Here is a 26,247-nt window from a genome sequence, read left to right as displayed (position 1 = left end):
CGCGGAACCCCCAGATCCTGTCAGTCCGCCTCGGCCAGCATGGCGAAGCGCTTCGGCCCCGCGATGGACAGGTCCGTCAATCCGGTCGGGTACTCGCCGGTGAAGCAATGGTCGGTATATTGCGGGCAGGCCGTGTCCCGCGTCTCCTCGCCCATCGCCCGGTAGAGGCCGGGGATCGACAGGAAGGCGAGCGAATCGGCGCCGATATACTCGCGCATCCCCTCGAGATCGTGGGTCGCAGCGAGCAGCTTCTCCCGCTCGGGCGTGTCGATCCCGTAGAAGTCCGGGTAGGTGATCGGCGGCGAGGCGATCCGGAAATGCACCTCCGCGGCGCCGGCCTCGCGCATCATCCGGACGATCTTCACCGAGGTCGTGCCGCGCACGAGGCTGTCGTCGACGAGGACGATGCTCTTGCCCTCGATCGCCGCGCGGTTGGCCGAGTGCTTCATCCGCACGCCGAGCTCGCGGACCGATTGGGTCGGCTGGATGAAGGTCCGGCCGACATAGTGGTTGCGGATGATCCCCATCTCGAACGGGATTCCGGTCTCCTGCGCGAAGCCGAGCGCCGCGGGTACACCGGAATCCGGCACCGGCACGACGATGTCGGCCGCCACCGCGGCCTCGCGGGCGAGCTCCCTGCCGATCGCCTTGCGCACGCCGTAGACGCTCTTGCCGTTCACCACGGAATCCGGCCGGGCGAAGTAGATGTACTCAAAAATGCAGGGCCGCATCGGCACGGCGTCGGCGAAGCGGATCGACTCGATCCCCTCCTCGGAGATCACCACGATCTCGCCGTTCTCGATGTCGCGCACGAACCGGGCGCCGATGATGTCGAGCGCGCAGGTCTCGGAGGCCAGCATGTAGCGGCCGTCGAGCTCGCCCAGCACCAGCGGGCGGATGCCCATCGGATCGCGGGCGCCGATCAGCTTCTTGTTGGTGAGCGCCACGATCGCGTAGGCGCCCTCGATCGCCTGCAGGGCGTCGATGAAGCGCTCGATGATCCGCGGCTTCCGCGAGCGGGCCGCGAGGTGCAGGATCACCTCGGTGTCAGAGGTCGACTGGGTGATCGCGCCGTCGCGCACCAAGTCGCGGCGGATCGACAGGGCGTTGGTCAGGTTGCCGTTATGGGCGACCGCGAGACCGCCGCTGGCGAGCTCGGCGAAGAGCGGCTGCACGTTGCGCAGGATCGTCCCGCCGGTGGTCGAGTAGCGCACGTGCCCGATAGCGGACCGGCCCTTGAGGCGGGCGATGGTCTCGCCGTCCGAGAAGGAATCGCCCACGAGGCCCGGGCGCCGCTCGGAGTGGAACACGGAGCCGTCGAAGGAGACGATGCCGGCCGCCTCCTGGCCGCGGTGCTGCAGGGCGTGCAGCCCGAGCGCCACGATGGCCGAGGCCTCCGGGTGCCCGAAAATGCCGAAGACGCCGCATTCCTCGCGGAGCGTGTCGCCATCGAGGTCGAAATCGGCGCTGGGATTGGCGGCGTGTGACATGAGGCGGTCGATCACTCACAGGACCCGGCGGCGACGGGCCGGCGCGCCGGTCGTCGCGGATACAATCCGATCAACCCCGGAACCGCTATCTAGGCGCTCCGCGTGCGCCGACCTACGGCGAATACCGCAGATCAGCGTCGCGTCGGGGTCGGCGCGGTCTCGGTTCGGCGCTGGGGCGCCGGATCGGTCTCGGCCGGCGCGTCGGTGGCCTCGTTGGGCGGCGCGCCGGTCTTCGGCTTCTTGAACTGCTTGAGGAAGCCTTCCGGGTTCTCGGGCAGCTGTGCCACCAGGGCGTCGCCGGACTTCTCCAGCATCGGGCGCGAGCGCGCCTGCGCGGCCCAGTCGGGCACCTTGCCCTGAACCAGCCAGGACAGGAACACCCAGCCGATCACGCAGATCAGGAAGCCGCGAGCCGCCCCGAACAGGAAGCCGAGCGAGCGGTCGACCGCGCCGATACGCGAATCGAGCACCACGTCCGAGATCTTCACCGTGATGATCGACACGATGATCAGCGTGCCGAGGAAGATCGCCGCGATCGAGGCGACCAGCGCGACGGTGTCGCTGTTCACGTGCTGCTTCACGGTGGGAAGGAGCATTGGGTACAGCGTCCAGGCGACCGCGGCGGCGGCCACCCAGGCGACGATCGCCAGCACCTCACGGGTGACGCCACGCACGGCCGCGAGCAGCGCGGAGACCGCGACGATGCCGAGCACGACGAGATCCAGAACGGTAAACGGCATCGTTGAGCTTTTGGTACCCGAGAGGATGGCGCGTCGGCCGTGCGGCTCCCCCGGACCGCAGTGGATTTATACCAAGCCGGACCACTGCCGTCACCCTGGCGCACGCGCCTCGGCCCGGAGCTGTGCCGTCCATGCATCAGCCCCCCTGATCAGACGGACCTAGCGATGGGTGCAGGCCAGCTCGCGGCGGACCCGGCTCACCCCCGCGCCGTCCGGATGCTATGGGTCAGGCCTGTGCTTCCGGGATCCCGGTCGCGAGCGGAGGGAGAGGGTCTGCGTGGTCGAAGCCGGACCAATGACGGAGATCGGCGCCCACGGGGCCCGGCTGACGATCGACCTCGGGGCGATCGCGGCGAACTGGCGAACCCTCGCTGCGCGCGGCCAGGGTGCCGCCTGCGCCGCCGTGGTGAAGGCCGACGCCTATGGCTGCGGCATCGCTCGGGTCGGGCCCGCCCTCTGGGCGGCCGGCTGTAGGACCTTCTTCGTCGCCCACCTGTCCGAAGGCGTCGCGGCCCGCGCCGCCCTGCCGGAGGCCGCGATCTACGTGCTGAACGGCCTCGCCCCTGGCGCTGCCGGGGCCTTCTCGGCGCACAACCTGCGCCCGGTCCTCGGCAGCATCGAGGAACTGTCGGACTGGGCGGCGTTCTCGGCTGGGCGCCTGCCCGCGGCGCTCCATGTCGACACCGGCATGAATCGGCTGGGTCTGTCGGTGCCGGAGGCGCTGGACCTCGCGGGCGACCCGCGGATCGCGGCTTCAGGCATCGACCTGATCCTCAGCCACCTCGTCAGCGCCGAGAAGCCGCAAGATCCGGTCAATGCCCGGCAGATCGCCGACTTCGCCCGGGTGCGTGCGGCCTATCCGGCCCTGACCGCCTCGCTGGCGAATTCATCCGGCGTCTTCCTCGGCGGCGCTGAGCACGACCTTCTGCGGCCGGGCTACGCCCTGTTCGGCGGCAACCCGACACCCGGGGCCGCGAACCCGATGCGCCCGGTGGTGAAGCTGGAGGCGATGATCGCCCAGGTGCGCGATGTCGCGGCCGGCGCCACCGCAGGCTATAACGGCCGCTGGACCGCCGCCGCGCCCAGCCGGCTGGCGACGCTCTCGCTCGGCTATGCCGACGGCTTCCCCCGGGCGATCAGCGGACGCGGGCAGGCGCTGGTCGGCGACGTGCCGTGCCCGATCCTCGGCCTCGTCTCGATGGACCTGATCATCCTCGACGTCACCGCGGCACCCACGGCGGAGCGCGGCGCCACCGCCGTGCTGATCGGCGACGCTCTCGACATCGACGTGGTCGGCCGCGCTGCCGGGACGATCGGCTACGAGATTCTCACCGGCCTGGGTTCTCGTTATGTTCGAACCTATGTAGAGTCCTGCTGATTCACCCGTCGCGCTGAGAGGTCACTCCGTCATTCCGGCGCGCCACAGGCGAACCCGGAATCCAGAACCGCCAGCGCCTCTCGCTGAAGCGCGGCGCCTCCATCGAAACGGGGCACCGCGGCGGCTCTGGATTCCGGGCTCCGCTCCGCGGCCCCGGAATGACGGCCAGTCCCGAAAGCTCGCGACGCCCGGACCCGACCGAGCCATGGCCAAGATCCACCAGACCTTCGTCTGCCAATCCTGCGGGGCGGTCTACAACCGCTGGCGCGGGCGCTGCGAGGCCTGCAACGGCTGGAACACGATCGTCGAGGAGGCACCCTCCGCCACCGGCCAATCCGGGCCGGCCGCGACCCGGCCGTCGCGCAATCGTGGCCGCGTGTTCCCGCTGGAGGGGCTGACCGGCGAGGCCAAGGAGGCGCCGCGCATCCCCTCGGGAATCGGCGAGCTCGACCGGGTCACCGGCGGCGGCTTCGTGCGCGGCTCGGTGATCCTGCTCGGCGGCGATCCCGGGATCGGCAAGTCGACGCTGCTGATGCAGGCCTCGGCCGCCATGGCGGGGACGGGCGAGCGGGTCGCCTACATCTCGGGCGAGGAGGCGGTGGGGCAGGTGCGCTTGCGGGCCGAGCGGCTGGGGCTCAGCGCGCTCCCGGTGCAGCTCGCGGCCGAGACCAATGTCGAGGACATCGTCGAGACCCTGAGCCAGGGCCGGCCGCCGGCGCTCGCGATCATCGACTCGATCCAGACCATGTGGACCGAGACGGTGGAATCGGCCCCCGGCACGGTCACGCAGGTCCGCTCCTCGGCCCAGGCGCTGATCCGCTTCGCCAAGACCACCGGCACGGCGGTGATCCTGGTGGGCCACGTCACCAAGGACGGGCAGATCGCCGGTCCCCGCGTGGTGGAGCACATGGTCGACGCGGTCGCCTCCTTCGAGGGCGACCAGGGCCACCATTTCCGCATCCTGCGCGCCGTGAAGAACCGGTTCGGGCCGACCGACGAGATCGGCGTGTTCGAGATGACCGATGCGGGCCTGAGCGAGGTGCCGAACCCCTCGGCTTTGTTCCTGGCGGGCCGCGACCATCAGGCCGCCGGCACGGCGGTCTTCGCCGGTATGGAGGGCACGCGGCCGCTGCTGGTGGAGATCCAGGCGCTCGTCGCCCCCTCCTCGCTCGGCATGCCCCGGCGGGCGGTCGTCGGCTGGGACCCGAACCGGCTGTCGATGGTGCTCGCCGTGCTGGAGGCCCATGGCGGCATCCGGCTCGGAAGCCACGACGTCTATCTGAACGTGGCCGGCGGCCTGCGCATCACCGAGCCCGCGGCCGACCTCGCGGTGGCGGCCGCCCTGGTCTCATCCCTGTCGGGCGCCGTGCTGCCGCCCGAGACGGTGTATTTCGGCGAGATCGGGCTCTCCGGCGCGATCCGGCCGGTCGCACAGGCGGGATCGCGGCTGAAGGAGGCCCAGAAGCTCGGCTTCGCCAAGGCGCTGATCCCGCAGGGTCGCGGCGAGGGCGAGAAAGCGCTGTCGGTGGAGACGCTGCGCCACATCGCCGACCTGGTGGCGGGGATCAGCGCGGGCGCGCCGCGGAAGGGCTCCGGGCAGCGCGGGCGGCAACCGTCGCGCTACGCCGACGAGGAGATGTGAGGGCTCCCGTCTTTGCTGGCGAAGCGAAGCAAGGACGGCGCTTCTACCCCCCCGTCACGCTCATGTGCCGCGGCACGGCCGCCGGGCGCTGGCGCTCGATGACGAAGTCGTGGCCCTTGGGCTTGCGGGTGATCGCCTCGACCACCGCCTGGGCCAGCACCGCATCGTCCTGCGAGGCGCGCAGGACCGCCCGGAGATCGGCCGAATCCTCTTGACCCAGGCACATGTAGAGCTGGCCCGTGCAGGTCAGGCGCACCCGATTGCAGCTCTCGCAGAAATTGTGGGTCAGCGGCGTGATGAAGCCGAGCTTCCCGCCGGTCTCCTCGACGCGCACGTAGCGCGCCGGGCCACCGGTGCGGTCGGGCAGCGGCGTGAGGGTGTAGCGGGTTTCCAGGCGCTGCCGGGCGACCGACAGGGGCAGGAACTGGTCGGTCCGGTCCGCCTCGATCTCGCCGAGCGGCATGACCTCGATCAGCGTCATGTCCATGCCGAGGCCGTGCGCCCAGGCGATCATGCTGGGGATCTCGTCGGCGTTGACATCGCGCAACGCCACCGCGTTGATCTTCACCTTCATCCCGGCCGCCCGCGCCGCCGCGATGCCGTCGAGCACCACCTTGAGGTCGCCGCGGCGGGTGATCGCCCGGAATTTGTCCGGGTCGAGGGTGTCGAGCGAGACGTTGATCCGGCGCACGCCGAGGCTCGCCAGCTCGTCGGCGTAGCGTGTGAGTTGCGTGCCGTTGGTGGTGAGCGTCAGCTCCTCCAGCGCCCCGGACTCGAGGTGACGCGAGAGGCGGCGGAACAGATGCATGATGTCCCGGCGCACCAGCGGCTCGCCGCCGGTGATCCGGAGCTTGCGCACGCCGCGGGCGATGAACACGCCGCAGAGTCGGTCCAGTTCCTCGAGAGTCAGCAGATCGCGCTTGGGCAGGAACTCCATGTGCTCGGACATGCAGTAGGCGCAGCGCAAGTCGCAGCGATCGGTCACCGAGATACGCAGATAGGAAATCGCCCGCTGGAACGGGTCGATCAGCGGCGCGGGCCCGGCGGGCGCGCCGACCGCGAACGATTGCGGCGTCAGGGAGCTGTCATCGAGCATCGTCCGGCATATGATGCCCTAAGCGGTCGCGGGCAAGCAGGTCCCGGGCCGCAGCCCCAGATTGCGTGAGGAGTGTGGCCCGTGACCGAGGATCTGTGGCCGACCGAGATCCGCCTGTCGGCCGATCGGCGGGTGCTCAACGTCGCCTTCGAGGACGGGGCGCGCTACGCCCTTCCGGCCGAGTACCTGCGGGTCTCGAGCCCGTCGGCCGAGGTGCAGGGCCATTCGCCGCTGGAGCGGAAGGTGATCGGCGGCAAGCGCGCCGTGGCGATCCTGGCGGTGCAGCCGGTCGGCAATTACGCGGTGAAGCTCGGCTTCGACGACATGCACGACACCGGCATCTACGGCTGGGGCTACCTCCACACGCTGGGACGCGAGTACGAGACCCGCTGGACCACCTACCTCACCGAACTCGCCGAGCGCGGGCTGGACCGCGAGACCGCGCGCACCGCCTCGGTGAAGCAGGGCGGGGGCTGCGGCTCGGGCTCCTGCGGGTGCCACTGAGGGCAGCCGCTCCAGCTTACTCTGGCCCCAAGCCGCGTCGTTGCGAGTGGAGCGGAGCAATCCAGCGGCGCCACGATCTCAGAGGTCGCGCCTCCCTGGGTCGCTTCGCTGCGCTCGCGATGACGGCGCGGGTCGATTTGCAACTTGGCGAAGGCCAGAGGCTTGCATCGCGTCGGCGCGGGCGCGTCGAGTCGCCCACCACCTTCGGAGCCCCCATGGCCTTCGCCTGCACCATACCCGCCACGCCCACCGTCCAGCAGGACGACGCCACCGTGCGCATCACACGCTGGGACTTCCCGCCCGGCGCCGTGACCGGCTGGCACGAGCACGGCTGGCCGTATTTCGTGGTGATGCTGGTGGACGGGATCCTGCGTGTCCATGACGGCGCGGCGGTCAGCGAGACGGCGCTCGCGGCCGGGCAATCCTACATGCGTCCCGCGGGCATCCGGCACGACGTGATGAACGGGTCCGACCATCCGATCGCGTTCATCGAGATCGAGGTGAAGCGCCCGGATACGCTGGTGACCCTGCCCGCCGCCTGAACGCAGAAGGGCCGGCCTCGCGGCCGGCCCTCCCGTCAAATCCGGAAGACCATCAGCGCTGGACGATGACCTTCGTGCCCACCTTGGCGTGGGTGTAGAGATCCATCACGTCCTCGTTGGTCATGCGGATGCAGCCCGACGACACGGCGGTGCCGATCGTCTCCGGCTCGTTGGAGCCGTGAATCCGGTAGATCGAGCCGCCGAGATACATCGCCCGGGCGCCGAGCGGGTTCTCAAGACCGCCCTTCATGTAGCGTGGCAGGTCAGGCCGGCGCTTCAGCATGGTCGATGGCGGACGCCAATCCGGCCATTCGCGCTTCATCGTGATGGTCTGCACGCCGCCCCAGGTAAAGCCCGGCCGGCCGACGCCGACGCCATAGCGCAGGGCCTGACCGCCGCCTAGCACGTAGTAGAGCCGCCGCTCGGCCGTCGACACGACGATCGTGCCGGCGCCGTAGGGGCCGTTATAGGCCACGGTCTCCCGCGGGATTGCCGACATCTGCGGCACCGCGGCATCGGCGCTCAGCGGGTCGGCGGCGTTGAGCGAGGCGTTGGCCACCGGCACCGCGACGGTCTCGACGGCCTGCGGGCGCACCCGCACGGTGAGCGCGTCGTTCAGCGGCTGGCGCGTCAGCGGGTCGATCTCGTAAGCCAGAGCCGGCGCGGCGCACGCGGCCGCGCCAAAAAGCCCGATCAGGGCGGGAAGAAAACGACGCATCAAAGCCTCTCGGGGCAGGCGCGGAATATGGCGGGAACGCGGCGAATACCGGGGCACGATGCCGTGCCGATCGTCGCCATTGGGTAAACGCTCGTGCCCTAAAACCAAGCCTGAAACCGACCCGTCCAGGCGGTTCCGCCCGCCCGTGACTCGATGGCAACACTGTGGCAGCTTGGCCATAAGAGTGGGGATGCGTGCCGTGGGCCCTGACGATCGCGACCCGTGCCGCGCCCGGTTCGGCGGGCAGCGCGAAGGCGCGTTTGCAGCCTTGCCGCTTGCAGCCTTACCGCGCGGAGACGTGGCTGCCGTCTCACCGCGTCAGCCCGGGGCCGCGCAGCCGAACCCGGGATCCAGACGCACCGCGGCGCCAGTACCTCGCTCCGAGCGCGGCTCTGGGTTCCAGGCTCGCCTGCGGCAACCCGGAAGGACGAAGCGGGGCCGTGTCAGGCCTCGTCGGCAGCGAGCCAGATGGCCGGCTCGCGCGGGGCCAGGCGGAGCGGGGCCGGCGCGGCGGGCAGCCCGCGAATCTGGGCGAGTTCGGCCAGTTCGGGCGCCTGTGCGGTGTCGTCGGCGGTGAGGAACAGGCCCCGAGCCCGCGCGGCGCGGCCGAGATCGGCGCGGCTGGTCCAGACGCTCTGGGCCGGGCTGGTGATCAGGGCCACGGCGAGCGGCGCCATCCAGAGCGTCAGCCAGACATTGCCGGCGAGGACCAGAGCGAAGCCGATCAGGGCTCCGACCACCACGGCGTCGGCCTGAAGCCGGAAGGCCTCCGCCCAGGAGACCTGCCGGTCATCCCGATCCTGCGTTTCCCAGCGCACCACCCGGCCCAGGAAGGTCGAGACCACGGCGCCGGCGGTGAACAGGGTCAGGACCGGCCACAGGACAACCCACACGGCCTGCTCTAGGACGGCGCTCGCCAGCAGCGCCCGGGTCCCGCCGAAGGCAGCCCGGCGCTCTGGCGCCGCCAGGACGTGGCCAAGGCTCAGGAGCTTCGGCAGCGCCAGCACGGCGACGCTGAGGATCGCCAGCGCATGAGCCGCCCCGCCTTGTCCGGTCAACCCGTAGGCGAGCAGGCCGAGATCGCCGGTCCGCGCAGCCTGCCAGGCGGCCAGCCCGACGAAAGCGATCCAGAGGGGCATCATCCCGTAGGAGAGGATGCCGACAAGGAGATGCCAGCGGCTCGCGGCGCGGAGTCCCGTCCAGGGCAGCACCCGCAGGTGCTGGAGGTTGCCCTGGCACCAGCGCCGCTCGCGGCCGAGCAGGTCGACGAGATTCGTGGGCATCTCTTCCCAGGTACCGCCCAGCTCGGGCAGCAGCCGCACCTCCCAGCCGGCGCGGACCATCAGGGCGCCCTCGACGATGTCGTGGCACAGGATCTCACCGCCGAGCGGCTCCCGCCCCGGGAGCTTGGGAAGCTGCGCGTTCGCCGCGAAGGCCTCGATCCGCAGGATCGCATTGTGGCCCCAGTAACTGCCCTCCGGCCCCTGCCAAGTCTCCAGGCAGCGCAAAGCCAGCGGCGCGTAGAGGCGGACGGCGAATTGCTGGATGCGGGCGAACAGTGTGTCCCGGCCCGCCGCGTACGACACGGTCTGGATCAGGCCGGTGCGGGGGCTCTCCTGCATCAGACGCACGAGCCGGGTCATCGCGGCGCCCGTCATCAGGCTGTCCGCGTCGAGGACGATCATGAAGGCGTACTCGGCGCCGTAGCTCCGGCAGAACTCGCCGATGTTGCCGGCCTTGCGGCCGACATTCTCGGTTCGGCGCCGGTAGCGGATCCTCGGCAGGACCGGGTCGGCCGCCGCCCAGGCCTGGATGCGGGCGAATTCGTGCTCCTCGACGGCAGCGATCGCGCCGTCCCGCGTGTCGGAGAGAACGAAGATGTCGATGCCCTGCGCGTCGGCGTGGGCCAGCGAGCGCGCCATCACCCGCAGGCGGGCGAACACCGCCACCGCGTCCTCGGCGTGGATCGCCACCACGGCGGCGGTGCGTCCGGCTCCCGCGATCGCGGGGTCGGCCTGCTCGGAGCGAAGCTCCAGCGTCGACTTGGCCCGGTCTCCCAGGACGCCGGCGATGAGCCCGTAGACGTATTGGCAGGCAACAAAGGCCTGCCAGCCCATGACGAGGCTGAACAGCACCAGCACCGCCCAGGCGAGCGGGCTGACACCCGCCGGGTAGGCGAGCGCGGCGAGCCATGCGAGACCGCCAGCCGTGACAAGGCTCGGTACCGCCAGGGCGAGGCGTCGGACCCGGAGTACGCGCGCCGGTCGCGAATCCGTCCAGACCTCGTGATGCGGAACCGCGGCCGACGGATCGGATGTGACCGGGCCTGCGTTCCGATGCGGCCGCTCGGCGGAGGAGGTGACGCGTGAGGACATGGCGCGAGGAACTCGACCGTGGAAGGCTGCCGGCCGCCCAGCCGCGCGAGGCCGGGAACCGATGACCGTGAATACCGATGTGCGGGGTGAGGACACGGAGCCGACCCGGCCGCACGGGCCGCCGGAAGCCGAACGGATCAATCCCCCCTCCCGGCGCCGCGTTCTTCGAACAGTCCTGACCGCGGCTGCCGGCACGGTTCTACCTAGCGCGGCCGATCTGAATGGGTCCAGAACGTGGGCCGGGTCGGCGCTTCCGCCGCAGGGTGGCGCGATGACGTTCGAGACGCTGTCCGATCAGGCGGCGCGCCTGGCCGCAGCCGCCTACGTCGCACCGCCCGAGGATCTGCCGCCCGCGCTCGCGGCCCTCGATTACGACGGCTACCGGGCGATCACGTTCCGGTCGGGCGAGAGCCTGCACCTCGGCCGGAACTTCAGCGCGCAGTTCTTCCACCGCGGCTTCCTGCAGCGCAAGCGCGTGGCGCTCCACCTCCAACCCCTGAGCGGGCCGGCACGCCCGATCCCCTACGAGAGCCGGCTGTTCGACCTCGGCCGGCGGCTCGCCGGCCAGAATTTCGCGCCGGATCTCGGCTTCGCGGGCTTCCGCCTGCACTACGCCTTCCCGGACACGCCCTCGTGGCGTCCGAAGGGCTTCCAGGAGGAGTTCCTGGTCTTCCTCGGCGCCTCCTATTTCCGGTTGCGGGCGGCGAACCAGGAATACGGCCTCTCCGCCCGCGGGCTCGCGATCGGCACCGGAGCCCCGGAGGGCGAGGAATTTCCCGACTTCATCGCCCACTGGATCTGCGAGCCGCAGCCCGAGGCACGCACCCTGACGGTGCTTTCCATCCTCGACAGTCCGAGCCTGGCCGGCGCCTACCGGTTCGAGATCGCCCCCGGCGATCCGGCCCGGATCACTGTGACCGCGGCGCTCCATCCGCGTCGCCCGCTCGCGAAGCTCGGCCTGGCGCCGCTCACCAGCATGTTCCTGCACGGCCAGAACGGACCCGGCGCCCGGGGCGCGAAGCCGTTCGACGACTTCCGACCGCAGGTGCACGATTCCGATGGGCTCTGCGTCGCAGCCGGGGGCGATCCAGCGCGGGTCGATCGCCTCTGGCGGCCTCTGGTCAACGGCCGCAGCCAGCCGCAGATCTCCGCCTTCGCGGCCAAGCCGCTGGCGGGTTTCGGGCTGCTGCAGCGCGAGCGACGGTTTGAGGCCTATCTCGACGTGGAGGCGCGCCAGGAGGCCCGGCCCGGCCTGTGGGTCGCGACCGATCGTGCGGACAGTGCCTTCGCGGCGGGCGCGGTGCAGCTCTACGAGATCCCCTCCGGCGAAGAATACGCCGACAACATCGTCGCGGCCTTCGTGCCGGCGGCTCCGGCGCAGCCCGGTACCCCGCTGCGGCTCGCCTACGGCCTGACCACGGTCGGAGCGGAGCCGGTGACGGCGATCCCCGAGACCGCCCTCGCGAGGGTCACCTCCACGCGCTTCGGCTCGGCGGAACGCCTGCGCCCGACCAACCCGCCGAACCCGCAGCGGCGGCTCTGCGTGATCGATTTCGAGGGCCCAGGCCTGCCAAAAGGCCCCGACGACGACGTCGCCGCGGAGGTCTCGGCCAGCGCCGGCACGATGCACGAGCCGGTGGCCAACTTCGTGCCGCAGACCGGCGGATGGCGGATCTACGTCGAGTGGCGCCCGCCGGACCCGATGCCGACGGGCGATGTCGTGCTGCGCGCTCGGCTGGTCCGGGGGCCGGCCCCGCTCAGCGAGACCTGGGATTCAGCCGTGTGATCCCGTCGTCCCTTCGCCGAGCGCGCTCAGGCGGTCCGGCGCTCCTGTTCCAGGCGCCGCGCCAGCCGGGTCGCGCCGTAGACCTCGCTCAGGCGGCGGCGCGCGGCGGAGACCGGCGGCGCTTGCCGCTCGACATGGGCGGCGGCGATGACGCGCAGGGCGGCAGCGACCGAACGCTCCAGGCGGCGCTCGACCCGTGCGGCGTCCTGATGGATGTCCAGCATGTGATGATCCCTCGTGCAGACCGGATCCACCCTCTCGCGGGGCAGTGATCGGCGGCAGAGACAGTCTTCACATCGGGCTTGACCGCATCAAGGCAGCTTGGCCGTAAGCCGGCGCGTGGCGCTACCGCAATTCCTCGTGCCAGGTCCGACCGTCGCGCTCGATCAGCGCGATGGCGGCGGTCGGCCCCCAGCTCCCGGCCGGATACGGCCGCGGCGCCTCGGGCCGGTCGGCCCAGGCCTTGAGCACGCCGTCGGCCCAGGCCCAGGCGGCTTCGACCTCGTCGCGGCGCATGAACAGGGTGGCGTTGCCGCGGACCACGTCCATCAGCAGGCGCTCATAGGCGTCGGGATAGCGCTGCTTGAAGGTCTCCTCGAAGGAGATGTCGAGATCGGTCGGGCGCAGGCGCAGGCCGCCGGGCCCCGGATCCTTGGTCATCACCTCGAGCTTCATGCCTTCCTGCGGCTGCAGGCGGATCACGAGGCGGTTCGGCTCGCGGCCGAAGGCCTCCTCGGGGAAGATCGAGAACGGCGAGGCGCGGAACTGCACCACGATCTCGGAGAGCTTCTGGGGCAGGCGCTTGCCGGTGCGCAGGTAGAACGGCACGCCGGCCCAGCGCCCCGACTGGATCTCGACCTTCATGGCCACGAAGGTCTCGGTCCGGCTCTCGTGGCCGAGCTCGGCGAGGTAGCCGTCCACGGGCTTGCCGTCGACGGCGCCCGCCACGTACTGGCCGCGCACCGTCGCGCTCTGGATGTCGTGCGTGGTGATCGGCTTGAGGGCGCGCAGCACCTTCAGCTTCTCGTCGCGGACCGAGTTCGCCTCGAGATTGAGCGGGCTTTCCATGGCGGTGAGGCAGAGCAGCTGCAGGATGTGGTTCTGCAGCATGTCGCGCATGGCGCCCGACGTGTCGTAGTAGCCGGCCCGGCCCTCGACCCCCACCGTCTCGGCGACCGTGATCTGGACGTGGTCGATCACGTCCGAGGTCCAGAGCCGCTCGAAGATGGTGTTGGCGAAGCGGAGCGAGAGCAGATTCTGCACCGTCTCCTTGCCGAGATAGTGGTCGATGCGGAAGATCTGCGACTCGGGGAAGACCTCACCGACCGCGTCGTTGATGGCGCGGGCCGACTTCAGGTCCTTGCCGATCGGCTTCTCCAGCACGACGCGGGACTTCTCGCCCACGAGCCCGTGGGTGGCGAGGTTGCGGCAGATCGAGCCGTAGAGGTCGGGTGAGGTCGCCAGATAGTAGGGTCGGACCTGCCCGGGCCGCTCGTCGAGCTTGGCCACGAGGTCGTCCCAGCCGCTCTCGCCCGCGCCGTCGACCGCGACGTAATCCACATGGTCGAGGAATCGGGCGAGGGCGTCCTCGGTCAGGTCGGAAGCGGGCACGAAGCGCTTCAGCGCGTCGCGGGCATGCTCGCGGAAGGCATCGAGGGACAGTTCCGAGCGCGAGGCGCCGATGATCCGGCTGGTCTCGGGGATCTGGCCGTCCCGGAAGCGGTAGAACAGGGCCGGCAGAAGCTTTCGCGCGGTCAGATCGCCGGTCGCGCCGAACACGACGCAGTCGAAGGAGGCGACGGGGATGATCGTGGCCAAGAGCGGCTCCCGGTTGGCGTGCGCTGACTCGTGCGGTTGCTGCGTCGCACTCACCTAACCTGGGTGCAAGGGCTTCGCCAGACGAGGGGCGCAGGTCAGCGCTGCCCGGATCGGGTCGAGGCTGCGACAGGTCCGGTCAACCCGATGGCGTCACGCTCCGTCCTTGCGCGCGCAGCGAAGCAACCCAGGGCCGCGCCACGCCGAATGGGTCAGCCCTCCATAAACCGCTTGAACGCCTCCGCGTAGTCCGGATGCCAGCGCGACAGGGCGGGCCTGTTCTCGATGATGTCGCCGGACGCCCAGGCGATGCGCTTCGCGTCCTGGGCTCGCGTGGTCTCGTTGTCGGGGCAGAGGATGTAGAAATCCTGCCCGGCGAGCCGCTCCAGCATGAAGGCCACGGTCTCCTCGGGCGTCCAGGCGCCGGCCGGCTTCTCGGCGACGCCGCGGGCCTTGGTCAGGCCCGTGTAGACGAAGCCGGGGATAAGCAGGTGGGCGGTGGTCTGGCAGCCCGCGCGGTTGCGCAGCTCGTGGGCGAGCGCCTCGGTCACGGCCTTCACGCCTGCCTTCGAGACGTTGTAGGGCGCGTTGCCCGGCGGCGTCGTGATGCCCTGCTTCGAGCCCGTGACGATGAGCGCGCCGGGCTTGCCGCCCTCGATCATGGCCGGCGCGAAGGCGTGGATGCCGTTGACCACGCCCCCGAGATTCGTGCCGAGGATCCGCGTCCAGGTGTCGGCGTCGGAGAACAGCGTGCCGCCGGCCTCGATGCCGGCATTCAGCATCACCACGGCGGGCGGGCCGGCCTTGGCCACGGAGGCCGCCAGCGCATCCATGGCTCTACGATCCGCGACGTCGGTCGGCACCGCGCGGACCTCGACGGCGGCGAGTTCGGCCACGGCGGCACGGGCTGCGTCCAGAGCGGGTCCCGGCAGATCGACGAGCCAGACGTTCATGCCGGCCCGGGCGAAGGCCTGCGCGGCGGCAAGCCCGATCCCGCTCGCAGCACCGGTGACGACCGCGTTGCGACCGGGACTGATCGCGGGATGCTGGCTCATGACTCGGTCCTCGGCTGGATGGCGCCCTTCAGATGGGGCGAGCCTGGAGGAAGGCGAGTTCGCGGCAGCGTATCGAAACCCCGCAGAAGCCGCGGATCGTCGCAGGGGCGGCTTCTGTTAGGGTGAGGCTGCGCCCTTTGGACTTCAGGACCCGGATGCCCCCTCCCCCGAGCCGCCGGTCAATCCTCATCGGTGCGGCCTCCCTCGGCCTCGCGACGGCGGCGGGGGCGGCGGGCGCGGCCGGGTTCGGGCCCCTCGGCCGGCCATCCTGGTCGGGTGACAGCCTCCAGGCCGCTGCGGCCGCCAAGGGCCTGACGTACGGCTGCGAGGTGCCGTTCCACCGCTTCGACGCGACACCCGCCTACCGGCAGGCGGTGGCGCGCGAGTGCGGCCTCCTCGTCTGCGGCACCGAGATGAAGATGGAGGAGGTCCTGCCGGCGCCCGGCAAGACCGACTTCGCCCGCGGCGACGCGCTCCTGCGCTTCGCCAGGGGGAACGGCCAGCGCATGCGCGGCCACACGCTCGTCTGGCATGCGGCGCTGCCGCCCTGGGTCGGGCCGCTGCTCGGCCGGGCGAGCGCCGTCCAGGCCGAGGACTTCATGCGGCGCTGGATCGAGACGGTGGCGGGCCATTACCGGGGCCAGATCGTCGCCTGGGACGTGGTCAACGAGATCCTCGGCAACGAGGCCGATCCCGACCGCGGCGGGGGCTTGCGCGACTCGCCGTGGCTCGCCTCGATCGGCCCCGGCTACGTCGATCTCGCCTTCCGGATCCTGCACGAGACCGACCCCGCGGCCGCCGGCACCTGGAACGAGGACGCCGTGGAGCAGGGCGTGCCCTGGATGGAGGCCAAGCGCACCAAGGTCCTGCGCCGCCTGGAAGCGATGCGGTCCCGCGGCGTGCCGATCCGGCGCTTCGGCCTGCAATCACATCTCACCAGCACGATCCCGATCGACCAGGGCCAGCTGCGCCGCTTCCTGCGGGAGATCGGCCAAATGGGACTGGGGATCGAGATCACCGAGCTCGACATCGACGACCGGGCATTCCCGTCCGACGTGGCCACCCGCGACCGCAAGGTGGCCGACTTTGCCCGCCGCTTCCTCGACGTGGTGCTGGACGAGCCCGCCTGCCTCGATGTCGTGACCTGGGACATCTACGACCCGGATACGTGGCTGAACGACCACCCCTATCGCAAGCGGCCCGACGGCCTGCCGCAGCGGGCGCTGCCGCTCGACGCGCAGTTCCAGCGCAAGCCGCTCTGGCACGCGATGAAGGCGGCCTTCGAGGCCGCGCCGGATCACAGGACCGCCCGCGACAAACTCAGGCGGGCGTGACGCCGGCCCGGCGGCCGCCCTCGACGAGACTCGGCTCCGGCGGCCGGTCCACCAGGAGCCGGCGACGGAGACGCGCGCATGGGCGCTCGACAAGGCCGTACATGCCCCAGCACCAGACCAGCGTCACCGGGAAGGCCGCCAGCATCAGCCCGATCCCGTGGAGCCCGGGCCTCAGGTGCAGCACCAGCGCCACCACGGTCATGTGCGCGAGGTAGAAACTGTAAGACCATAGCCCGAGCCGGCGCATCGGCCGGCTCGCCAGCAGCTGCACCAGACGTCCCTCCCCGTGCAGCAGGTAAGCGAAGGGCACGAACAGGGCGGCGCTCTGGAGCGTGTAGCGCAGGCTCTCGCGGAAGGCAGGGTCGCGGACCGCCAGGGTCCCGAGGATCACCGCCAGGCTCGCCGCGACGTGCCAGAGCGCGGGGCGCCACGCCCGGTCGGCCGGGATCACCGGGTTGTTCCACAGGCCCAGGCAGCCGCCGAACAGGATCGCGTCGATCCGGGTGTGGGTCCAGCTGTAGTTCAGGCTGTAATCCGGCAGCCGCCAGACATTGATGCACCGGATCGCCAGGACCGCCGCGCAGAGTCCCAGGCAGGCGAGCGCGGCCCGGTGCGGCCGCAGGCGCCCGAGCCAGAGCACGAAGGCCAGCGGGAAGACGAGGTAAAAGTGCTCCTCGATCGCGAGGCTCCAGAGCGGCACCGGCAGCACCGCCTCGGTGCCGAACAGGCCGGGGTAGTTGGTCAGAAAGGTCACTTGGCCCAGCACCGCCGCCGGCTCGACCGGCATCCAGTCGAGGACGCCCACCGCGTAGAGCGCTCCGGAGGCGAGCAGCGTCAGGTACATCGGCGGCAGGATGCGCAGGCACCGCCGAAGGTAGAAGGCGGGGAGCGAGACCGCACCTGTCCGCGCCCGCTCGATCCGCAGGAGCGTGGTGATCAGGTAGCCGCTGAGGAAGAAGAAGATTGTGACGCCGAAGCCGCCCGGCACGACGTGGCTGTAGCCGCAATGGGCCGCGAACACGATCAGGATGGCGAGCGCCCGAACCCCGTCGAGCTGCGGCAGGTAGGGCATCGCGGCGGGACGCGGGTCTCCGGGATGCGGCATTCTGGGGACCGATCTCCTGTTTGGGCCTGGGCTGCCACGGCGGACCAGCCATGCGGTGTCCGATTGACCGCCTCGGTCGAGGCAACCCGTTTCGTCATCACGAGCGAAGCGTCACCCGGGGCAGCGCGCCGTCGATGAACGTGGCGCTGTCTGGATGGCTGCACGCCGCCCGCGAAGACGAGGGTGCCGAAGCCAGCCAATCACAAAATGTATTAGCGCCCTTTTCGCGCCGGCCAACATCCGCACGAAACCTCACGCGGCTGGACCAATTGCGGGATCGTGAATCCCGATCTCGGACCGCTCTCGGGGTCGGAGGAGATTGGTAACCACGCCGGCCCATCATCCGTCCCGGTCGCGCCGCCTGAGCGCGTCGGGAGTGTTGCGTATGGTCCCGGTCCCACCCCGCCGTCCTGCCGGCCCGCGCGCCCTTCTCGGTGCGGGCCTGTCGCTCCTGGCGCTGCTCGGCACGTCCGTCGCGGCGCTGGCAGAGGGTGCCCCCGCGGCCGTCCCGGCGGCCAGCCCGCCTCCGGGGCCGATCCCTCCGCGCGCCATTCCGGTCTCCGTGCCACCGAGCCCGGACGCCGCATCGGCTGGCAAGGGCCCGGAGGCCAAGGTTCCGGAAACCAAGGTGCCGGAGGCAAAAGGTCCCGAGGCAAAGCCGACCGAGCCCAAGCCCACGGAGACGGCATCCCCCGAATCCAGGTCCCTCCAGGGCAAGCCGCAGGAAGCGGCGAGGAAACCGCGTGAGCCGGCGCCCCTCGTCTACGCCAAGGTCTCCGCAGACCCGAATCCGACGCTGACGTCGCGCACCTTCCTGGACACGCTCCGGGCGGCGGAGCGCTACGCGGCCTTCGCGGAGGCCGGCGGCTGGGAACGGCTGCCCGAGGATCTCGCGCGCCTGAAGCCCGGCGAACGCAGCCCGGGGATCCCGGCGCTGCGCCACCATCTGACCCTGACCGGCGATCTGGCGGCGGACGCGCCCCCGAGCGACCGCCTCGACCCGCCCCTCGTGGCGGCGATCGCGGCCTTCCAGGGCCGCCACGGCCTGCCCGACAGCGGCATTCTGGGCCGCCTCACGATCAACGCGCTCAACGTGCCGGCCCCGGTGCGTCAGCGTCAGCTCGCCGCCTCGGCGGCTCGGCTGATGGGCTCGAAATTCCCGTTCGGCGAGCGCTACGTCGTGGTCAACATCCCGTCGGCCGTCGTCGAGGCGGTGGAGAACGGCGCAGTGGTCCGCCGCTACGTCGCGGTGGTCGGCTCCCCCGACAAGGCGACGCCGGCGGTCGAGACGCGGATCACCGACATCAACTTCAACCCGACCTGGACGGTGCCGGCGTCGGTGGTGAAGAACGAGATCATCCCGCAGATGCGGAAGAATCCCGGTTATCTCGCCAAGAACCACATCCGGATCCTCGGCGCGACCGGCGAGGTCGACCCGACCAAGATCGACTGGGCGGGCGAGAAGGCCGTCAACTACACGCTGCGGCAGGATTCCGGCTTCGACAATTCCCTGGGCCAGGTGCGGATCGACATGCCGAACCGCTTTGCCGTCTACATGCACGACACGCCGGCGAAATCGCTATTCGCCGCCAGCGTGCGCTTCCACAGCCACGGCTGCGTCCGCGTCGGGCAGGTGAAGGAGCTCGTCGGGTGGCTGCTGCAGGGCACCGACGGTCCGAACGGTCCGGGCACGAGCTGGGGGCCGATCGAGATCGAGACCGGCATCGCCGACGGCGAGCGCCGCGACATCAAACTGCCCAAGCCGGTTCCGGTGACCTTCGTGTACCTCACGGGCTACGCCACCCCGGACGGCAAGGTGCATTTCCGCGACGACATCTACAATCTCGACACCCCGGCGCCGGAACCTGCGGCCACCGGCGCGATCCCGCCCGCGGCCGCCGTCCCCGCGCTCGTGAAGCCGGCCGCCACTGCGCCGACGGCCAGACCCGCCGGGGTGCCCCCGGCGGCAGCCAATCCCGGCCCGACGAAGCCCGCTTCGGCCAAGCCCACGGCGGAGCGCCGCTGACAGGGGCCACTTCATGGGTGCCGGCTTTCGGGATGGAGCCGCGCGAAGCCTGACGTCCTCGCGGGCCACCCGTCCGTGTCATGCCGGGGCGCAGCAGGCGAACCCGGGATCCAGACCCTGTGTCGGTGAAAGACTTGGCGCGTCGGTGGGTCTGGATCCGGGTTTCCGCTTCCGCGGCCACGGGAAGACGATGGCGGGAGCGCCCTGCATCCGAGCAGACGTCAAACCCCCGCCAGTTGCAGTTGCACCTTCACCAAGCCGGGATCCTCCGGGTCGCGTCCCTGCGCGAAGCCGAGGCGACGGCAGACGGCCAGCATCGGCCTGTTCTCAGCCAGCACCGAGCCCTCGACCCGGCCGATCCCCTCCGAGCGCGCCCAATCGATCATCAGGCGCATCAGGGCGAAAGCCAGGCCGGTGCCCCGGACGTCGCGGCCCACCGCGATTGCGTACTCGCCGCTCTCGTGATTGGCGTCGGCGTGCAGCCGTACGGCGCCGAGCATCCGCTCGCCCCCGTTCGGCTCGACCTCGGTAGCCACGAACGCGATGGCCCGGGCGTAGTCCAGCTGCGTGAGGCGCGCCAGGAAGGCATGGCTGAACTCGCGCACCGGCCCGAAGAAGCGCAGACGCAGATCCTCCGGGTCGAGCCCCTTGAAGAAGGTCAGGAACAGGCCCTCGTCCTCGGGCCGCACCGGCCGCACGCGGATCGTGCGGTCCTTGAGGTTGAGGGTGCGGACCCACTCCGCCGGGTAAGGGCGGATCGCGAAACGCGGATGGCCGCGGCCGTATTGCCGCTTGTCGGAGCGGCCGATCCGCACCTTGGCGTCAAGCGCCAGCACGCCGGTCTCGTCAGCCAGCAACGGGTTGATGTCGAGCTCGCGGACCTGCGGTAGGTCGGCGGCCAGCTGGGACAGCTTCACCAGCGTCAGCGCGATCGCCGGCAGGTCGGCCGCCGGCACGTCGCGGTAGCTGTCGAGACGCCGGGCGACGCGGGTGCGGCCGATCAGGTCGCGGGCGAGGATCAGGTCCAGCGGCGGCAGGCCGAGCGCCCGGTCGTCGATCACCTCCACGGCCGTGCCGCCGCGGCCGAAGACCACGACGGGGCCGAAGACCGGATCCTCGGCGAGGCCGGCGATGAGCTCGCGCCGCTGGCCCCTGCGCACCATCGGCTGCACGGCGAAACCGGTGACCCGGGCGTCCGGACGCTCCCGGCGCGCCCGAGTGAGGATGCTGCCCGCGGCCGCGCGGACATCGGCTTCGCTGGTGAGGTCGAGATGAACCCCGCCGACATCGGATTTGTGCACGACATCGGGGGAGACGACCTTGAGGGCCACGGCTCCGCCCGCCGCGATGATCGGCCAGGCGGCTGCGGCGGCCGCATCCTTGTCGGGGGCCAGCGTGATCGGAACGGTCGGGATGCCGTAGGCCTCCAGCAGGCCGTTCACCGCGATCGGATCGAGCCACGCGGCGCCCTGGCGGAGGGCGCCGGCGATGATCGAGCGGGCGCGGGCCGTGTCGGGGGAGAAGTCGCGCGGCAGCGAATCCGGCGTGCGCATGAGGTCGTCCTGCGCCTCGCGGTAACGCACGAGATGCAGGAAGCCCTCGATCGCCTCCGAATCGGTGGTGAAATGCGGGATCCCGGCCCGGGCGTAGGCGTCGCGCGCGGCCTCGGCATCGCCCAGGCAGACCGCGAAGACCGGCTTCTTGCGCGTCTGGCCGGCACGGGCCCGCTTGACCGTCTCGGCGATCGCGCCGGCGACCTCGCCGGCCTCCGAGCGGGCGGTCGGGACGTGGATCGCCAGCACGGCATCGCTCGTCCGGTCCACGAGCATCGGGCCCAGGGCGGCCGAGAAGGCCGGGCCGGCCGCATCGATGCCGAGGTCGAGCGGATTGCCGGCCGGACGCCCCTCGGCCGCGGCGGCTCCGGCGAGGCTGCCTGATTTCTCGATCAGCCGGTCGGCGGCGAGCAGGCCGATGCCCCGGCCGTTCGACAGGATGGCCAGCCGATCGCCCGGGAACGGACGCTGGCGCCCCAGGGTCTCGACCGCGGAGAACATCTCGTCGAGATCTTGGACGGCCAGGAGACCGGCCCGCCGGAAGGCCGCCGCGTAGACCGCGTCCGGGCGGGCCAGCGCGCCGGTATGGGTCACGGCCGCCCGGCTGTCCGGCCGATGGCGACCGGCGCGCAGAACCACGACGGGTTTCGCGCGCGCCGCGGCGCGCGCGGCCGACATGAACCGGCGTGCGTCCGAAACCCGGTCGAGACAGAGAAGGATCGCGCGGGTGCGGTAATCGGCAGCGAAATGATCCAGGCAATCGGCCACGCCGATATCGAGCACGCTGCCCAGCGAAAGGACCGCCGAGAAGCCGGTCCCGTGGCGGGCGCCCCATTCCACGAGGGCCGCGGCGACGGTGCCGGATTGCGACACGAGCGCGAGGTCACCGGCCTTGGGGGCGTGGGCGAAGAGGCTGGCATTGAGCTTGGCGCCCGGAACCGCCAGCCCGGCGCTGTCGGGCCCAAGCAGGCGCAGGCCATGGGCACGGGCGATCCGATGGGCCGTCGGACCGGGGTCGTCCGGCTCCGAGCCGAGTCGCGCGGTAAGGATGACGGCCGCCCCCGCGCCGATCTCGGCGGCCTGCGCCACGACGTCGGGAACGCCCGGCGGCGGCACCGCGATCAGGACGAGATCGGGGACGGCCGGCAGATCCGCGATCCGCGGCACGCAGGGCAGGCCGTCGACGGCGGCCTGGTCGGGCTGAACCGGCATGATCGCGCCCGGAAAACCGGCGCCGCGCAGGCTGTCCAGCACCCCGCGACCCAGCGAGCCCTCCCGCGTCACGGCCCCGACCAGGGCAATCGAGCGGGGCGCCAGCAGCTTGTCGAACCGATAGGTACTCACGACCGGCCGCTCACGGGGCCGCCGTCACGGGATGAGATCCGGTGGGCGATGCGTGCCGGCGTGCATGCGGTGTCCCTCGCTCGCACCGGGATCCGGCGAGCCCCCAGGCCTGCGCCGCTCTAGCAGATCGCGCAGCCCGCCGCACGTGCGATGCCCGATCGAAACGCCTCTGTCGGACACGCCTCCCGGCCCGATCGGACACAAAGAGCCACCCACTATGTCCAATATCCACCAGCCTTTATCGTCGTCAAACCGGATCTTGCCAACCTATCTCGATTGGTCTTGCCATCAAATTCACATCACCATAGTAACTGCGCCTTAACTACCCTGTATCAGGCCAACCAGAAACAGATTCCGGCCGTTCCGCCCAGACCGGCGGCCGAGGCCAGGGATCGCGAGGAGATCGAGGGATGGATGCCACGGTTGAAGGGCAACCGGACTACCTCACGCTGTCGGTCGACATCGTATCGGCCTTCGTGCGCAACAATCCGGTGCCCGCGCCGGAACTGCCGGGCCTGATCGCGGCGGTCCATGCGACCCTGCATGGGCTCAGCCAGCCCGCTGCAGCGCCGGCGGAGGCGTTACGGCCTGCCGTCCCGATCCGGCGTTCGGTCCAGCCGGACTTCATCGTTTGCCTGGAGGACGGAAAGCGGTTCAAGTCGCTCAAGCGTCACCTGCGCACCCATTACGATCTGACGCCCGACGCGTACCGCCAGAAATGGGGCCTCCCGCCCGACTATCCGATGGTGGCGCCGAACTATGCAGCCGCGCGCTCCAGCCTCGCCAAAAGCATGGGGCTCGGCCATCAGCGCCGGAAGGGCTGAGCGCGTCCGCGCGCATCCACAGCTTTCCGGCCCCGGTTTAGGTATCGGGCAAGGGGCGCTTGCGAGGGTCGAGCGACCCTCCGCACTCCCGAGACCCGATGTCCGGCAAGCCCAGCCCCGTCGCCCGCCTGTTCTGGACGGCCGTGATCGGCTGCCCGTTCGGGTTCTGGTACGGCACGCCCGGCTTCGCGGCGACGGGCGTCGTGCTCACGCTGGTGCTGACGCGCCATGTCGGTCGGCCCGGCCGCTTCCGGGCGCGGGTGCGCCGCATCGCCCGGGCGCATGGCGAGACCCTGGCGCTCCGGCGGCGGCAGGAGAGCTTCTGCGACGCCTACGGCAACAGGATCGAGGACGGCTGGCTGCGCGAGCGGGCATACTTCCTCGATCGCACGGTGCTGCCGCAGATCGGTCCGCGCTACGCCGATCTCGCCGTCTCGGAGCGCGAGCGGATGCTGGCAATCGTCGAGGCCGAGGCCGCTGCAGTCGCACTCCCGGACGAGGAAGAGGCTCCGGAATCGGGGCTCGATTACGAGCGTTTCTGCGCCGAGCGCCTCGTCGAGGCCGGCTGGCGGGCGCACCGGACTCCGGCGAGCGGCGATCAGGGTGCCGATATCGTGGCGGTGCGTGACGGCCTGCGCCTCGTGGTCCAGTGCAAGCGGCTGAGCAAGCCCGTCGGCAATGCCGCGGTGCAGGAAGCGGCGGCGGCCCAGCGCTACTGGGCGGGCGACCGGGCCGCGGTGGTCTCGAATGCCGGGTTCACGCCGGCGGCCCGCCGGCTCGCGACGGCGACGGGCGTGCTGCTCCTGCATCACGATGCCCTCGCCGCGCTCGACCTCGCCGCGATGTGACGGCTTCAGGCGAGCGGGCCTGGAATGGCGCTCTCCGCCTCGCTGAGCAGGCGCGCCTCATGCCGACGCACGAACAGCCAGAGGGCCAGGCCGCCGAACACCACCAGCGCCAGCAGCGTCAGGCCGACCGGACCCACGATGTGCTCGATCGAGCGTCCGCAATAATATGACCCGATTCCCATGCTGGCCGCCCAGGTGACCCCGCCCAGCGCGTTGAAGGCGAAGAAGCGCCGGGCATCCAGCCGGTTCACGCCCGCGAGCAGGGCCGCGTAGGCACGCAGCATCGCGGTGAAGCGGCCGAAGAACACGATCTTCCCGCCATGCCGGCGGAACAGATACTGGCCGAGCTTGAGACGTCCGTGATCGAGGGCGATCATGTGCCCGTAGCGCAGGAGCAGGGGCATGCCCCAGCGGCGGCCGGCCCAGTAGCCGACATTGTCACCCAGAATCGCGGCCGCCGCGGCCGCGGTGATCACGAGGCCGATATTGAGGTTGCCGGTGCTGCCGGCATAGACGGCGGCCGAGATCAGCACCGTCTCGCCCGGGCACGGCACGCCGGCGCTTTCCAGGGTGATGATCACGAAAATGGCGATGTAGCCGTAATTCGCGATCAGGTCAGCGATAGGCAAGTCGTTCAGGAAGGCCATGCGGTCCTCGAGGCCGGTCTTCGGGCAAAGCCCGAAGACAGAAGCGGGGGGAACGTGGCCTTAAAAGGGCTCGCTGAGGGCGGAAGGCCGGCTCAGAGCACCTTCAGGAGCGCCTCGGCGCCCGAGGCCTCGGCCTTCGAGGGAGTCTCCTCGACGTTCAGGATGCGCACGACGCCGTCCTCGACGAGCATGGAGTAGCGCTTCGAGCGCATGCCGAGACCGAAACCGGTGCCGTCCATCTCCAGACCGATCGCCTTGGCGAAGTCGGCATTGCCGTCGGCGAGGAATTCCAGGCCTTCGGCACCGCTGGCCTTGGACCAGGCGTCGAGGACGAAGACGTCGTTGACGCTGGTGACGGCGATCGCGTCGACGCCGCGGCCGAGGATCTCGTCCTTGTGGGTGACGAAGCCCGGCAAGTGGTTGCGGTGACAGCTCGGCGTGAAGGCGCCGGGCACGCCGATCAGCACCACGCGCCGGCCCTTGAACACGTCGTCGGTGGTGCGGGCGATCGGGCCTTCCGGACCGGTCACCCGGAACGTGGCCTGGGGCAGATGGTCGCCAACCTGGATCATCACGGGTTCCTCGTTGCCGCGCGCCGAGATCGCGCGCGTGAGCAGCGCGCCTGACCTAGCGTGGCGGACAGGGCCTGTCGAGGAAGCCGCGTCGAAGTCCCGTGCCCGTGACGGCGCGGGAGACCGGTCGCGCGCTTTGTCCGCTGGACAAGCGGAGGGCACCGCGTAGCATGTGGGTATGCAGAACCCAGCGTCGCCCACGCGTTCCGCGCTCACCGGACCGGACTTCCTCGACGGCCAGTTCCTCGTGGCGATGCCGGGGATGGCAGACGAGCGCTTCGCCCGCTCGGTGATCTACGTCTGCGCCCATTCCGCCGACGGGGCGATGGGCATCATCGTGAACAAGGCGGCGACCGACATCAGCATGCCGGACCTGCTGGTCCAGCTCGACGTGGCCCCCGAGGCGGACGCGATCCGCCTGCGCGAGCGCGTGGGGCACATGCCGGTCCTGATGGGTGGTCCCGTCGAGGGACGGCGCGGGTTCGTCCTCCACACCGACGATTTCCACATCCAGCAATCGACGCTGATCATCGACGACGGCATCTGCCTGACGGCGACCGTGGAGATCCTGCGGGCCATCGCCAGCGGCGAGGGTCCGGCGAGCGCCGTGCTGGCGCTCGGCTATGCCGGCTGGCAGGCGGGCCAGCTCGAGAGCGAGATCATGGCCAATGGCTGGCTCAACTGCCCGGCCGATCCGGCCCTGATCTTCAACGCCGACCTCGACGCGAAATACGACCTCGCCTTGCGGGCGAACGGCATCGACCCGGCGATGCTGTCGATGACCGCCGGCCGGGCCTGATCCGGCCAAGAATCGCGACGGCGGCGCGCCGCCAGCCAGCGATTCGGCGCGGAT

The 26,247-nt window shown here is 70.7% G+C and carries 22 protein-coding genes; 10 read left to right on the top strand and 12 right to left on the bottom strand.

Annotated elements, in window-relative coordinates; translation table 11 throughout:
* Window positions 1-20 precede the first annotated feature (20 nt).
* Window positions 21-1,490, bottom strand: coding sequence for an amidophosphoribosyltransferase (gene purF / locus JOE48_RS18720; RefSeq protein WP_210032059.1), 1,470 nt, complete (start codon window positions 1,488-1,490; stop codon window positions 21-23).
* Window positions 1,491-1,621: 131 nt separating this feature from the next.
* Window positions 1,622-2,230 (bottom strand): CvpA family protein, encoded by a 609-nt coding sequence (locus tag JOE48_RS18715; protein ID WP_210032058.1) that lies wholly within the window; start codon window positions 2,228-2,230, stop codon window positions 1,622-1,624.
* A gap of 295 nt (window positions 2,231-2,525) precedes the next feature.
* On the opposite strand from JOE48_RS18715, the gene alr reads away from it, so the two are divergent.
* Both alr and radA read left to right on the top strand, forming a co-directional pair.
* Window positions 2,526-3,608 (top strand): alanine racemase, encoded by a 1,083-nt coding sequence (gene alr / locus JOE48_RS18710; protein ID WP_210032056.1) that lies wholly within the window; start codon window positions 2,526-2,528, stop codon window positions 3,606-3,608.
* A 205-nt stretch (window positions 3,609-3,813) separates the two neighbouring features.
* The gene (radA, locus tag JOE48_RS18705; protein ID WP_210032053.1) at window positions 3,814-5,250 is read left to right on the top strand and encodes a DNA repair protein RadA; all 1,437 of its coding nucleotides are present in this window, start codon (window positions 3,814-3,816) and stop codon (window positions 5,248-5,250) included.
* 43 nt (window positions 5,251-5,293) lie between these two features.
* Here radA and moaA read toward each other — a convergent pair whose 3' ends face one another.
* Window positions 5,294-6,346, bottom strand: a complete 1,053-nt coding sequence (gene moaA, locus JOE48_RS18700) for a GTP 3',8-cyclase MoaA (RefSeq protein WP_210032051.1) — start codon at window positions 6,344-6,346, stop codon at window positions 5,294-5,296.
* A gap of 81 nt (window positions 6,347-6,427) precedes the next feature.
* On the opposite strand from moaA, the gene JOE48_RS18695 reads away from it, so the two are divergent.
* Window positions 6,428-6,850, top strand: coding sequence for a gamma-butyrobetaine hydroxylase-like domain-containing protein (locus JOE48_RS18695; RefSeq protein WP_210032048.1), 423 nt, complete (start codon window positions 6,428-6,430; stop codon window positions 6,848-6,850).
* Between the two features lie 215 nt (window positions 6,851-7,065).
* Window positions 7,066-7,392, top strand: a complete 327-nt coding sequence (locus tag JOE48_RS18690) for a cupin domain-containing protein (RefSeq protein ID WP_210032047.1) — start codon at window positions 7,066-7,068, stop codon at window positions 7,390-7,392.
* A 52-nt stretch (window positions 7,393-7,444) separates the two neighbouring features.
* Here the strand turns inward: JOE48_RS18690 and JOE48_RS18685 are convergent, their stop codons facing one another.
* Window positions 7,445-8,110, bottom strand: coding sequence for a L,D-transpeptidase (locus JOE48_RS18685; protein ID WP_210032046.1), 666 nt, complete (start codon window positions 8,108-8,110; stop codon window positions 7,445-7,447).
* 443 nt (window positions 8,111-8,553) lie between these two features.
* Window positions 8,554-10,485: a glucans biosynthesis glucosyltransferase MdoH gene (gene mdoH / locus JOE48_RS18680; RefSeq protein WP_210032045.1), complete on the bottom strand. Its 1,932-nt coding sequence runs from the start codon at window positions 10,483-10,485 to the stop codon at window positions 8,554-8,556.
* Between the two features lie 271 nt (window positions 10,486-10,756).
* Between mdoH and JOE48_RS18675 the strand changes: the two genes are divergently transcribed.
* Window positions 10,757-12,271, top strand: a complete 1,515-nt coding sequence (locus JOE48_RS18675) for a glucan biosynthesis protein (RefSeq protein ID WP_210032044.1) — start codon at window positions 10,757-10,759, stop codon at window positions 12,269-12,271.
* Between the two features lie 26 nt (window positions 12,272-12,297).
* Here the strand turns inward: JOE48_RS18675 and JOE48_RS18670 are convergent, their stop codons facing one another.
* The 3 genes from JOE48_RS18670 to JOE48_RS18660 all read right to left on the bottom strand — a co-directional run bounded on the left by JOE48_RS18670 (window position 12,298) and on the right by JOE48_RS18660 (window position 15,141).
* Entirely contained in the window at window positions 12,298-12,495 is a 198-nt protein-coding gene (locus tag JOE48_RS18670; RefSeq protein ID WP_210032043.1) for a hypothetical protein, read from the bottom strand.
* A 121-nt stretch (window positions 12,496-12,616) separates the two neighbouring features.
* Complete coding sequence (zwf, locus tag JOE48_RS18665; RefSeq protein WP_210032042.1) at window positions 12,617-14,089, bottom strand: glucose-6-phosphate dehydrogenase; 1,473 nt, start codon at window positions 14,087-14,089, stop codon at window positions 12,617-12,619.
* A gap of 209 nt (window positions 14,090-14,298) precedes the next feature.
* Window positions 14,299-15,141 (bottom strand): SDR family NAD(P)-dependent oxidoreductase, encoded by an 843-nt coding sequence (locus JOE48_RS18660; RefSeq protein ID WP_210032041.1) that lies wholly within the window; start codon window positions 15,139-15,141, stop codon window positions 14,299-14,301.
* A gap of 155 nt (window positions 15,142-15,296) precedes the next feature.
* On the opposite strand from JOE48_RS18660, the gene JOE48_RS18655 reads away from it, so the two are divergent.
* Window positions 15,297-16,475, top strand: coding sequence for an endo-1,4-beta-xylanase (locus JOE48_RS18655; RefSeq protein WP_210032039.1), 1,179 nt, complete (start codon window positions 15,297-15,299; stop codon window positions 16,473-16,475).
* Here the strand turns inward: JOE48_RS18655 and JOE48_RS18650 are convergent.
* Window positions 16,462-17,580: an acyltransferase family protein gene (locus tag JOE48_RS18650; RefSeq protein ID WP_210032037.1), complete on the bottom strand. Its 1,119-nt coding sequence runs from the start codon at window positions 17,578-17,580 to the stop codon at window positions 16,462-16,464. The two genes, JOE48_RS18655 and JOE48_RS18650, sit on opposite strands and share 14 nt — an antisense overlap.
* Window positions 17,581-17,965: 385 nt before the next feature.
* Between JOE48_RS18650 and JOE48_RS18645 the strand changes: the two genes are divergently transcribed.
* Entirely contained in the window at window positions 17,966-19,606 is a 1,641-nt protein-coding gene (locus JOE48_RS18645; protein ID WP_210032035.1) for a L,D-transpeptidase family protein, read from the top strand.
* 221 nt (window positions 19,607-19,827) lie between these two features.
* Here JOE48_RS18645 and JOE48_RS18640 read toward each other — a convergent pair whose 3' ends face one another.
* On the bottom strand, window positions 19,828-22,503 hold the full coding sequence (locus tag JOE48_RS18640) for a bifunctional acetate--CoA ligase family protein/GNAT family N-acetyltransferase (RefSeq protein ID WP_210032033.1): 2,676 nt from the start codon (window positions 22,501-22,503) through the stop codon (window positions 19,828-19,830).
* Between the two features lie 410 nt (window positions 22,504-22,913).
* Here JOE48_RS18640 and JOE48_RS18635 point away from each other — a divergent pair, with 410 nt between their 5' ends.
* Together JOE48_RS18635 and JOE48_RS18630 are read left to right on the top strand one after the other, a co-directional pair.
* Window positions 22,914-23,327 (top strand): MucR family transcriptional regulator, encoded by a 414-nt coding sequence (locus JOE48_RS18635; RefSeq protein ID WP_210032031.1) that lies wholly within the window; start codon window positions 22,914-22,916, stop codon window positions 23,325-23,327.
* 98 nt (window positions 23,328-23,425) lie between these two features.
* A complete protein-coding gene (locus tag JOE48_RS18630; RefSeq protein ID WP_210032029.1) occupies window positions 23,426-24,175 on the top strand; it encodes a restriction endonuclease in 750 nt (249 codons plus the stop codon).
* Window positions 24,176-24,180: 5 nt separating this feature from the next.
* Here JOE48_RS18630 and JOE48_RS18625 read toward each other — a convergent pair whose 3' ends face one another.
* Both JOE48_RS18625 and JOE48_RS18620 read right to left on the bottom strand, forming a co-directional pair.
* Window positions 24,181-24,822 carry a DedA family protein gene (locus JOE48_RS18625; protein ID WP_210032027.1) on the bottom strand — a complete coding sequence of 214 codons (642 nt, stop codon included), beginning with the start codon at window positions 24,820-24,822 and terminating at the stop codon, window positions 24,181-24,183.
* A gap of 92 nt (window positions 24,823-24,914) precedes the next feature.
* Complete coding sequence (locus tag JOE48_RS18620) at window positions 24,915-25,397, bottom strand: peroxiredoxin (protein WP_210032025.1); 483 nt, start codon at window positions 25,395-25,397, stop codon at window positions 24,915-24,917.
* Window positions 25,398-25,572: 175 nt separating this feature from the next.
* Here JOE48_RS18620 and JOE48_RS18615 point away from each other — a divergent pair, with 175 nt between their 5' ends.
* Window positions 25,573-26,193 carry a YqgE/AlgH family protein gene (locus JOE48_RS18615; protein ID WP_210032023.1) on the top strand — a complete coding sequence of 207 codons (621 nt, stop codon included), beginning with the start codon at window positions 25,573-25,575 and terminating at the stop codon, window positions 26,191-26,193.
* The last annotated feature ends 54 nt before the right edge of the window (window positions 26,194-26,247 follow it).

Source organism: Methylobacterium sp. PvR107 (genome assembly GCF_017833295.1).
GTDB lineage: Bacteria > Pseudomonadota > Alphaproteobacteria > Rhizobiales > Beijerinckiaceae > Methylobacterium.
Note: the sequence above shows the minus strand (reverse complement) of the source record. Positions and strands in the feature narration are given on the sequence as shown.

Coding starts and splice junctions, on each gene's coding strand:
- JOE48_RS18635 (WP_210032031.1), top strand. CDS start 22,914: ATGGATGCCACGGTTGAAGGGCAACCGGACTACCTCACGCTGTCGGTC.
- JOE48_RS18650 (WP_210032037.1), bottom strand. CDS start 17,580: ATGCCGCATCCCGGAGACCCGCGTCCCGCCGCGATGCCCTACCTGCCG.
- JOE48_RS18625 (WP_210032027.1), bottom strand. CDS start 24,822: ATGGCCTTCCTGAACGACTTGCCTATCGCTGACCTGATCGCGAATTAC.
- JOE48_RS18675 (WP_210032044.1), top strand. CDS start 10,757: ATGACGTTCGAGACGCTGTCCGATCAGGCGGCGCGCCTGGCCGCAGCC.
- JOE48_RS18685 (WP_210032046.1), bottom strand. CDS start 8,110: ATGCGTCGTTTTCTTCCCGCCCTGATCGGGCTTTTTGGCGCGGCCGCG.
- JOE48_RS18615 (WP_210032023.1), top strand. CDS start 25,573: ATGCAGAACCCAGCGTCGCCCACGCGTTCCGCGCTCACCGGACCGGAC.
- mdoH (WP_210032045.1), bottom strand. CDS start 10,485: ATGTCCTCACGCGTCACCTCCTCCGCCGAGCGGCCGCATCGGAACGCA.
- moaA (WP_210032051.1), bottom strand. CDS start 6,346: ATGCTCGATGACAGCTCCCTGACGCCGCAATCGTTCGCGGTCGGCGCG.
- alr (WP_210032056.1), top strand. CDS start 2,526: ATGACGGAGATCGGCGCCCACGGGGCCCGGCTGACGATCGACCTCGGG.
- JOE48_RS18645 (WP_210032035.1), top strand. CDS start 17,966: ATGGTCCCGGTCCCACCCCGCCGTCCTGCCGGCCCGCGCGCCCTTCTC.
- JOE48_RS18670 (WP_210032043.1), bottom strand. CDS start 12,495: ATGCTGGACATCCATCAGGACGCCGCACGGGTCGAGCGCCGCCTGGAG.
- JOE48_RS18690 (WP_210032047.1), top strand. CDS start 7,066: ATGGCCTTCGCCTGCACCATACCCGCCACGCCCACCGTCCAGCAGGAC.
- JOE48_RS18660 (WP_210032041.1), bottom strand. CDS start 15,141: ATGAGCCAGCATCCCGCGATCAGTCCCGGTCGCAACGCGGTCGTCACC.
- radA (WP_210032053.1), top strand. CDS start 3,814: ATGGCCAAGATCCACCAGACCTTCGTCTGCCAATCCTGCGGGGCGGTC.
- JOE48_RS18630 (WP_210032029.1), top strand. CDS start 23,426: ATGTCCGGCAAGCCCAGCCCCGTCGCCCGCCTGTTCTGGACGGCCGTG.
- purF (WP_210032059.1), bottom strand. CDS start 1,490: ATGTCACACGCCGCCAATCCCAGCGCCGATTTCGACCTCGATGGCGAC.
- JOE48_RS18655 (WP_210032039.1), top strand. CDS start 15,297: ATGCCCCCTCCCCCGAGCCGCCGGTCAATCCTCATCGGTGCGGCCTCC.
- JOE48_RS18715 (WP_210032058.1), bottom strand. CDS start 2,230: ATGCCGTTTACCGTTCTGGATCTCGTCGTGCTCGGCATCGTCGCGGTC.